Below are 10,921 nucleotides of genomic sequence, written 5' to 3' on the forward strand. Positions count from 1 at the left end.
TGTTGGTCAGCTATGGATGATGATCAAAATGGAATTGATAATACGCTTCAACCTTCAAATTGCAACAACTCAATTTCTGGCAATGTAATAACGGATTCAAGTGCAAATCTGATTCAAGATTTTTCATCGTTTGCACCAACACAAAAAGGAGTTTTTGTCACGCTAAACATCAGTACCAGTTGCAATAACACCAATGCAACTGCCTATTTGAATGTAGATTTAGATAATAATTTAATTCATGTCATCAATTACAAACATTTTGGATCAGCAACATTTTCGACTGTTCTGAATAATGATTCTCCAAATGTGTATTCAGAATCTGCTGTAAACGGAAAATTAAAATTCTCTTTAATAAATGATAAATTGTACATTCAACGAGTATCCACACCTTGTACAGGAAGCAGTTATCAGATAACTAATTCATGTTATTCTTTGGGCTCAGACCAAGTTTTGGCAATGGAGAATTTCATTTCAAATTCTGCAACCACCATTGTAGCCTTCCCGAATCCGACAACCAACTCATTTACTATTGATACAAAATCGAATGGTTCAGAATTTAGTTTAAGTATTTACAACATCGATGGTAAGTTTATCACATCAAAATTTGAAAAAACAGCCGATAACTTGTTGCAAGTAAATATGGAGCAATATGCTGAGGGTTTATATTTTGTGATATTACATAATAAAACAGATGATAAATACAACTATTTGAAAATTATTAAAAAGTAAACCATGAAATTTAAATTAATTTTTGCTTTTTTAGTGTTTCAATCCAGTTTTTCTCAACAAAAAACATGTGGAACAGATTCGTATATGCAACAAATGATGAAAAATCCAGTTGCAAAACAAAAACATCAGGATTTGCAAAATAGATTTGAAATTGAATTATTAAAACTTCAAAATCAACAAAACAAATCGGCTACAAATACCAACGAAACCATTATTGTACCTGTTGCAGTGCATTTTCCTGATGTTGCTCCAACATCAACCGATAAAGAATGTTTAAAACAATTGGCGCAAAACCAACTAGATATTTTAAACAAAGATTTTAATGCAACAAATTCAGACATAACTTTATGGACTCCAGCAGTAAGTTCCTTTTATCCAGGCACAAATTTGGGTGTTTTTGACGTAAAATTTGTTTTAGCAACTCAGAACCATCCTGACAACACGGGGCTTGTAAACGGGCGAGTAGCCGTAACTTTTGGTACTAGCTTTGTGGGCAATGATTATGACCAAAAATGGAAATATTATTTAAATATTTTAGTTGGAGACTTGATTGGCGGTGGAGGTGGAATTTCGCCGCAGGGAGGAGTTCCAAATTCGGGGTGTTCAATTATTATAGATCAAGAAAATTTTGGAAGCGGAACTGGTTGCACAGGATATGTACCATCTGGAAATTATAACTTAGGTAGAGTATTATCACACGAAGCGGGTCATTATTTCAATTTAGATCACATCTTTGCAAGCGGCAGTTGCAATGACACAAATAATGATAATTGTGCGGACACGCCACAATGTCTTGTTTCAGTCGGCTGCCCAGTTATCGGCAGTGTTGCAGGTTGCGATACCAATCAGAAATCGTTAACTATGAACTACATGGATTATACAGAAGATGCTTGCAAGTTTATGTTTACCGCAAACCAAGCGACTAGAATGAAAGCGTATTACAACGTTATTGCAAGTCAATTTGCAACAAACGTGTTGGGTAATGAGCAATTTGAGTTTAAAGATTTCACTCTATTTCCAAATCCAAATACTGGTAGTTTCAAAATATCATTTCAACCAGAAAACAACGATGAAATTGAAATAAAAGTTTACGATATGAGTGGCAGAAATATTTACAATAAATCATTTTTAAATTCTGGTATGTTTGATCAGGAATTACAAATGAATACTATTTCGTCAGGTATGTATTTTGTAAATATTCAAAATGGTGCAAAAAAATTGGTTAAAAGAATTATGGTAGAATAACTAGAAGTATTATAATTTACAAAAAAGTTAAAAACTTGGGGAAAATTCAAAAACTTAATGCAACAAATTATATTAAATTATAAACAGATTAAAAAAATTATGAAAAAAATCCAATTAATCATCATAACCTTTTGCTTTGCTTTAAGTTATGGACAATCATCAGAAACGAACAAAAATACCGATTTGTACAAAAACGCACCAGATTGGGCAAAATTGATGTTTTCAGAAAACCCAAACGTATTTGAGGTTGATGAGTTGTACTACAAATATTATCAAACCAATGCTTATAAAAAAACAAATTATACACAATATTACAAGCATTGGCGAAGACCCTTAGACATTTATTTGAATAATGAAGGAAAAGTTGATATTACAAAAAAGGTAAAACAATCAGCAGTTATCAGTAAACTACGAAGCGATACACAACTAAAAAGATTAGCAGGTGGCAATTGGACCGCTTTGGGTCCGTTTAAAAATCCTATTCCCGGCGGAGTTACACCAAGTGGTGGTCAGGCAAACGTTGTTTCTCTGGCACGTTGCGAAGGTTCACCAAATGTAATGTATTGTGGTACAGAGCCTGGCGAAGTTTACAGAACCGCAGATGGAGGAAATAATTGGGTAAATGTATCTAAAACATTGGTTACTCAAGATTCCCCAGATACTGTTTTAGCAAATGTAGGCGTATTTGCCTTAGCAGTGCACCCTACAAATCCAAATATTGTTTATGCAGGCTCTGGAACTCAAATATTTAAAACCACCGATGGCGGCAATAATTGGGTTGTAGTTCATAATAGCAATATGCTTTATTATGGATATGTGCTAAATCCAGCAGAGATATATATAAGTACTGCTAATCCAGAAATAGTTTTAGTAGCTGGAAAAGAAGGGATTTACAGAACAGAAAATGGTGGCGCAACTTGGACCAATGTATTAAATTATGAATGTTATGATATTAAAGCCAAACCAAATAATTCAAATGTACTGTACACAGTAAGAAGAAACGATGTTACTAATACACATGAGTTTCTTACTTCAACGGATGCAGGTTTAACTTGGACGCCTCAAACAACTGGTTGGTACACTTCTACAAATACTGCCAGATCGGTAACTGGTGCGAGAATTGCAGTTTCGGACGCAGACAGCAACCGTGTTTATGCTTACCTAGTAGGCGATTCAAAACCCGACGATCAAAATTTTATTGGACTTTATAAAAGTATCAACGGAGGTGTTAGTTGGGTAAATACTCAGGGTTATGATGGTGGTCCTTATACTACAACACATTTAAATTTAGTAAGAACTAGCGTAAATGGTGGTTTTAGTAATATTAGTGGGCAAAGCACAATGAATATGGCCATTATGGCATCAAACACTAATGCTGATCATATTTTGGTGGGCGGAATTGGAATGAATCGTAGTACCGATAGTGGACAAACTTTTACCTGTAAATATAATTATGAATGTTCCTCTGGTGTTGGGATTTTACCATTATTTCACGTAGATTCTCAAGATTATAGGGCTTTTGGCAATGAGTATTGGGCAACTACTGATGGCGGTATTTTTAAATCGAATGATTTTTTTGATACCAACTCAGAGTTTAAAATGGACGGTGTTAGAGCAGTAGATTTTTGGGGATTTGGTTCTGGTTGGAACCGAGATATTTTAATGGGTGGTACTTATCATAACGGCGTAGATGCTTATGCAGAAGGCTATCCTGCGGGCACATTTTTAAATTTAATTGGTGGAGAACCTCAATCTGGTTATGTAAGCCCAAGTAACGAATCACGTGTTTATTCAAATAATTTAGGTAGTCAATATTTGCCATTAACAATTACAGGGACTGTTCTTGACGCACCAGCTAATACGGATTTACAGGTAAACGAAGGACCATGGTATGCAGAGTCTTCAGAAATGGAGTTTCACCCAAGTTGTTTTAACTATATCTATAAAGGTTATCAGAACAAAGTTTTTAAGAGTTTAGACGGAGGTGAAAATTATACTGCTAAATATACTGCAGCGCCAAATTCAAGAGTACTAGGAATTGAAATTTCTAGACGTAACACCAATACTATGTATGTAGTAGTTAGATCACCATCAACACCAACATTTCTAGGAATTTGTACTATTGTAAAAACCACAAATGATTGGGCAACAAGTACAACAATTAATTTACCAGGATCATCAAACCATAAGACAATTATAACTTTAGATCCAGAAAACGATCAAATAATTTGGGTTGCTTACCCACAAGGTGGAGATAACAATTTAATTTATCAATCTATAGATGGTGGTGCAACTTGGATTAATAAAACTACAAATATATTACACGGTCAAACTATTCAATCCATAGTTACAATTGGCGGAACAAATGGCGGTATTTATGCAGCAACAAACCTAACTTGTTATTACAAAAACAATACCATGACAGACTGGATGGTTTTTAACGGAAACTTACCAACAGTTACAAATACAAATGCACTTCGTCCTTTTTACAGAGACGGTAAACTTAGAATGGCCACATACGGAAAAGGAATTTGGGAAACCCAATTGTATGAGCAACCAACAAGACCACTTGCCAAGATAATGGTAGATAAATTAGTTGCTGGAAACTGTACGGCTACTTTTAATTTCGACGATTATTCTATACTAAATCATGCCAACGCAACTTGGGCCTGGACTTTTCAAGACGGAAACATAAGTACTTCGACACAACGTAACCCACAAGTTTTTTTTAATACTGCAGGCAATCATTTAGTAACACTAAAAGTAACAAATGCAGCTGGAGTTTCATCTACAGATACATTAACTGTAACAACAAATTCAGGTTTAAGCTCAGTTGCGGCAGGATTAAATCAAAATTTTGAAACAAATTTATTACCGCAAAATTGGTACCAAGAAACTAACGGAAATTATAACTGGACATTAAATAACACAATTGGTGGTTTTGGACAAAGCTCAAAATCTATGTTTGTTAACAACTACAGCTTAACGGCTTCCAGTCAACCTTATGCAGACATCAATGCACGTATAAATATGACTTCAATTAGTGCAGCAAATGCAATTCTTACTTTTGATGTGGCTTATGCATTTTATAATGACCAAGACAAAGACAAGTTGCAAGTAATTGTTTCTAAAGATTGCGGAACAAATTATGCCATACTATATAAAAAATCAGGTCCACAATTGGCAACAGCACCTCCAACTACAAATTATTTTGTACCTACAGCTACACAATGGCGAACAGAATCTATAAATTTATCTGCCTACATTGGTACCCGCGATGTTAATATAAAATTTAGAAATATAAACAAATTCGCGCAACCAGTATATATAGATAATATTAAACTAAATGGTGCAGCATTATCAATAGATGATTTAAAATTTGAAACACCTTCAGTTTATCCAAACCCAATAGCAAGCAATGGTTTTGTTACTGTAAACGGAATTGACAATGGCAATATTAAATTTAATTTATTTAGTATAGATGGAAAACTAATAGACACCATTTTTACAAAGTTTAATACACCAATTCCTCTTAGTAATTACAATTTGAAAGAAGGAATATTTTTGTATAAAATAATTTCGGAAGACAAAATACTAAACGGGAAGCTAATTGTTTCGGACAGGAAATAGAGAATTAATAGTTTGATAATCAATTAAAAAAATAAACCATGAAAACCAAAATTTATTTATTGCTATTATTTTTAATGACAATCAATGGTTTTGCGCAAGAAACCAAAATGAGTATTAAAGACTACGTTAACTTTTCTGATTTACCATCAAAAACTAGCAACATGCCAAGTTGGGCAAATCAATTTTACAGCAATCCCGACCAAATCAACATCAATAATTTAAAAAAAGAACTTAACGATTGGTTAATCGAGGAAAAGGAAGAAAGAAAAGAGAACATTAGCAAAAAGAATGATAACGAATCTAAAAACGAATTCAAAGAAAGCATTTCTGAGAATCCTATTGTTAGGTTTGCTATAGACTTTGTAATCAAAATTCCAAATGAATGGATTAACGAAAAAGGCTTTTTGAATTTGCCAACAAAGCAAGATTTTATAAATAAAGCAGAAAATTATGAAAAAAATAGGAATACAACCAATAAAAAAAATGAAGGTAAAAATGCTTTAGTAAACAATTGGGAACAAATTGGCACCTTGGAAGTTGTAAAAAACGATAAACAAGTTCAAGCAATTACAAATATTTTATTCTTAAATATTGCACCTTCTTCAACAAATGTAAGGTTGGCAAGCACAGAAACAGGTTCGCTTTTCAAAACAATGGATGGTGGAGAAAATTGGGCTTTTTTGAGTGATTATGGTGGTTCAAGTGCTTTTCATCCTACCGATTCTAATAAAATAATTTTAGGAAGTAATCCGTTTAGATATAGCTCAAATGGTGGTTCAAGTTGGTCTATTTTGCCAGTCGTTGCAACTTGTAATGAAATTTTATGGTCTAACAATGGCACTACTATTATTGCTGCTACAGAACAAGGCGTCTATGTATCTTCTGATGCTGGAGCAACTTTTAGTTTGAAACAATCAGGTAGTTTTATGGATGTTGAATTCAAACCTGGGAGTTCATCAATTGTCTATGCAATAAACAATCAAGGCGTTTTTTATAAAAGCAACGATGCTGGATTAACATGGGTTATAAAACCTACCAATTACACTTTAAACACTGTTAAAAGAGCATTTTTACTAGCCGTATCTGATGCTAACCCAGAATTAATATCTATTGCTTTTTTAACTGAAAGTGCTCCTAATGAAGGTGTAGTCGAATTAATAAAAAGCACCAACGGTGGCGAAAATTTTTCACCACTATCTGTAAGTAACATTGGGTTTTCGCAGGGATCTTATTCATTTGTTTTTGGTATTTCTCCTACAGATTTAAATATCTATTATATTGGTGTTGCAGATTTCTTGAAATCCACAAACGGAGGATTAAATTTTAACGTTTTGGGTGGTTACGGTGGCCCTTTAGGTATAAGTCTCCATCCTGACATTCAAGACATGGTCATCCTAGGTAACAAGGTTGTGCTATCTACGGATGGCGGCGTGGGTGAATCTCCCGATAATTTTACCGATTTATCATTATGGAAAAGTACCAGCAAAGGACTATTTTCTTTAAATTATTTTGGTTTTGATATTGGGTTTAATACCGATCAGATGGGCGGAGGAAAAGTACACAACGGCAATGATATATTTAACCCAAACTGGAACAACAGAAAATCATTATTAGTCGAGATTAGAGAAGCTCCAGTAGGAAAAGCAATTTTCAGCAGACCAAATTCATTGTTTTATGCAGACATGAATCCAAAACAATTTAAACAAATTGATGTAGATTATAACCCAATTTTTACCAACTCTTTTCCATTTACTTTAGAAAATAATTCACATGTAAACGGTTTAAGAAATAGTGATACCACTTCTAACACAGTAGACAGTAACATAATTTACGCAGGTTTTGAAAATAATGTATTAATATCTTACGACAATGGTGCAACAAGTCAAATTTTAAAAAGTTTTAGCTCGCTAGTTTGGGATGTTAAAACAACTCGTAAAGATGCCAAAGTAATCTATGTAATGACGCAAACAGATGGCTTATGGAAAACTAGTGATGGCGGAGCAAATTGGATTAGTTGCAATATGATACTTAATAATGTAGATTTAAAATCTAACGGAGTTGATTGTTATATTGATGTATCTCAAACCAATGCAAATGAAATTTGGCTGACTAGAAAAGGAGGTAGCAACATAACAAGAATTTTTAAAAGCACCGATGGTGGACAAGTTTGGACAGATCTAAACACACCAACATTAAACCAGTTTAACGTTCGCCAAATACAAAATCAATACGGTTCAAACGGAGGCGTTTACCTCATGGGAGACATAAATAGCATTTCAAAATGTTTTTATCGGAACAATACCATGAGTGATTGGGTTGATTATTCTTCAAATTTAATGCTTGGAACGGCACTTGAAAGAGTGTTTTTAAAAGCCTCATACTATAAAGAAAGATTAATAGTTGCCAGCGCAAAAGGTGGCGTACAAACAATTCCTTTTTACGAAAAAAGTAATCCTGTGGCACAACCAACCACCAACGTAAAGGACATTTGTGTTAACCAAGAAATAAAGTTTAGCGATTATAGCATCCTAGATTATACTGCTGCAACCTGGGAATGGTCGTTTTCTAAAACACCAGTTTATTTAAATGGTACAAGTGCAGGTTCAAGAGACCCTATTGTAAAATTTTTATCACCAGGAGTTGTAAATGCTACGCTAAAAGTAACTAACAGTTCAGGAATTTCAGATACAAAAACGATAACTAACTTTGTAAATGTAAATTACAATTCAGCAAGCTGTTCGCTTTTAGACTCTGATTATGACATTGACTTAGGTTGTGTTAGCAATATTGCAAGTTCAATAAATATTGGAGTTGGAGGTCAGGTATTAATAACAAATTTTAATAATGCAACAACTGGAAAATTTTTAGTAAATCTTAATTTTTTCAATAATTGTACAGGTGCTAATGGTAGTTTAATTGCTAGCGTCAATTTAGATACCAATCAAATTAATGTAATACGTTACAACCATTTTGGGGGTAGCCCTATTGATATGTTGGGTAACAACACAAGCAACGTAACAAGTAATAGCAATTATTTGGGAAAAGTCTCTTTTTCTTTAGCTAATAATTCATTGTACCTTAATCACATCAGTAATGCATGTTCTTCTGGGGGTTATATTCGTCTAACCAACTCTTGTTGGAAACCTTATATTGTCAATATAATGGATAACGGAGATTATGTCGAATTACAAAAATGTGATAAACAAATTCCACAATCAGCAAGTATTACAGGTAGCACAGATATATTGGTAACAGATTTTGCCAATGCAACAAGCGGACTATTTTATGTAAATCTTAATACTTTTACTTCATGCAATAACGCAACAAATAATTTAAAAGCTATTGTAAATCTAGATTCAGACATAATACATGTGCTTGGATACCAACATTTTGCCTCAACAAACTCAGATATTACAGGAAACGAAACAAGTTCTGTAACCAGTACATTGACTACAAATGCACAAGTAAATTATTTCATTAGTAACAATAAACTTTACGTTAAAAGAATTTATAATCCTTGCGGCAACGGAAATTTTAGACTCAACCCATCGTGTTGGTCTGCTATGGATGACGATCAAAATGGAATTGATAATACGCTTCAACCTTCAAATTGTAACAACACTATTTCTGGCAATGTTATAACTGATTCAAATGCAAATCTTATTAAAGATTTTTCATCATTTGCAGCAACACAAAAAGGAGTTTTTGTAACGCTAAACATCAGTACTAGTTGCAACAACACAACTGCAACTGCATATTTAAATATAGATTTAGATAATAATATAATTCACGTTATCAATTATAAACATTTTGGATCTACAATATTTTCGACTGTTTTAAATAACGATTCACCAAATGTGTATTCAGAATCTGCCGCAAACGGAAAATTAAAATTTTCTCTTGTAACCGACAAACTCTACATTCAACGAGTTTCAACGCCTTGCGCAGGAAGTAGTTACCAAGTTACTAATTCTTGCTATTCATTAGCAGCAGACCAAGTTTTGGCAATAGAAAATTTTATTTCACATTCAGTTGCCACCATTGTTGCTTTCCCGAATCCTACAACCAATTCATTCACGATTGATACCAAATCGAATGGTTCCGAATATAGTTTAAGTATTTACAACATCGATGGTAAGTTTATCACATCAAAATTTGAAAAAACAACTGATAACTTGTTGCAAGTAAATATGGAACAATATGCTGAAGGTTTGTATTTTGTGATAGTGTATAATAAAACAGATGATAAATACAACTATTTGAAAATAATTAAAAAATAACACTACGAAAACCAAAATAATATTTAATCTGTTTTGTAATTGATATTTTTAAATGGAGAATATTATGCTAAGAAAATATGATTACAAGAAATAGCTGAATTACTATTGATTGAATGTTACAATATAAAAAAATCATACCAAGTTATAAACAAAAATGTAAATTATGAAAAAAATTAAATTATTTATATTAATCATATGTTTTTCAGTAGGTTACGGACAATCTACGGGAGTTGATAAAAACAGTGAATTATACAAAAATGCACCAGACTGGGCAAAATTAATGTTTTCAGAAAAACCAAATGTAAATGAGGTTGATCAATTATATTTAAAATATTTTCAATCTAGAGCTTATAAAAAATCAAATTATACACAATATTATAAGCATTGGCGCAGATCAGTTGATTCGTATTTGAATAATGACGGTCAAATTGATTTTTCAAAAAAAGCTAAATTTGCATTAGCCGTAGATAAACTAAGAAAAGATACACAATTAAACAGAGTAGCGAGTGGCAATTGGACAGCGTTGGGACCATTTAAAAATCCTAAAACTGGCGGCGTTGCGCCAGGTGGTTCTCAAGCAAACATTCTCTCGATTGGTCGTTGTGAAGGAACACCAAATATAATGTATTGTGGCACAGAACCTGGAGAAGTTTATAAAAGTACCGACGGCGCTAATACTTGGGTGAATGTTTCTAAAACTCTAGTTACTGCTGATGCAGTAGATACTGTTGTTGCGAACGCAGGCGTTTTTGTTGTCTCAGTGCATCCCACAGATCCAAATATCGTTTATATTGGTTCAGGTAATCAAGTTTTTAAAACTACAGACGGTGGCAATAATTGGGCTGTAGTTTTTACCAGTACTATTAGAAATAGTGGCTATATAATAAATCCTGCAGAAATACATATTAATGCAGCAAACCCAAATATAATTTTATTAGCTGGAAAAGAAGGTATTTATAGAACAACAAATAGTGGTGCAAATTGGAACCAAGTACTAAACAAGGAGTGTTATGATATTAAGGCCAAACCTAATAATC

General features: G+C 33.2%; 5 protein-coding genes. All 5 read left to right on the plus strand.

Features of this window, described 5'->3' with window-relative positions:
* Positions 1 to 729, plus strand: a 729-nt coding sequence (locus tag RMN92_RS06175; RefSeq protein WP_309608594.1) for a T9SS type A sorting domain-containing protein, incomplete at its 5' end; no start/stop codon positions are given.
* A 3-nt stretch (positions 730 to 732) separates the two neighbouring features.
* Positions 733 to 1,974, plus strand: a complete 1,242-nt coding sequence (locus RMN92_RS06180) for a T9SS type A sorting domain-containing protein (RefSeq protein ID WP_309608595.1) — start codon at positions 733 to 735, stop codon at positions 1,972 to 1,974.
* 99 nt (positions 1,975 to 2,073) lie between these two features.
* Positions 2,074 to 5,604, plus strand: coding sequence for a PKD domain-containing protein (locus RMN92_RS06185; RefSeq protein WP_309608596.1), 3,531 nt, complete (start codon positions 2,074 to 2,076; stop codon positions 5,602 to 5,604).
* Positions 5,605 to 5,642: 38 nt separating this feature from the next.
* Positions 5,643 to 9,884 (plus strand): T9SS type A sorting domain-containing protein, encoded by a 4,242-nt coding sequence (locus tag RMN92_RS06190; RefSeq protein ID WP_309608597.1) that lies wholly within the window; start codon positions 5,643 to 5,645, stop codon positions 9,882 to 9,884.
* A 163-nt stretch (positions 9,885 to 10,047) separates the two neighbouring features.
* A partial coding sequence (locus RMN92_RS06195; RefSeq protein ID WP_409024849.1) for a WD40/YVTN/BNR-like repeat-containing protein occupies positions 10,048 to 10,921 on the plus strand: 874 nt, incomplete at its 3' end.

This window comes from Flavobacterium sp. (genome assembly GCF_031363805.1).
Taxonomy (GTDB): Bacteria; Bacteroidota; Bacteroidia; order Flavobacteriales; family Flavobacteriaceae; genus Flavobacterium.

Bases quoted from the DNA above. Each gene is read 5' to 3' on its own strand.
- RMN92_RS06180 (WP_309608595.1), top strand. From the start codon at position 733: ATGAAATTTAAATTAATTTTTGCTTTTTTAGTGTTTCAATCCAGTTTT.
- RMN92_RS06185 (WP_309608596.1), top strand. From the start codon at position 2,074: ATGAAAAAAATCCAATTAATCATCATAACCTTTTGCTTTGCTTTAAGT.
- RMN92_RS06190 (WP_309608597.1), top strand. From the start codon at position 5,643: ATGAAAACCAAAATTTATTTATTGCTATTATTTTTAATGACAATCAAT.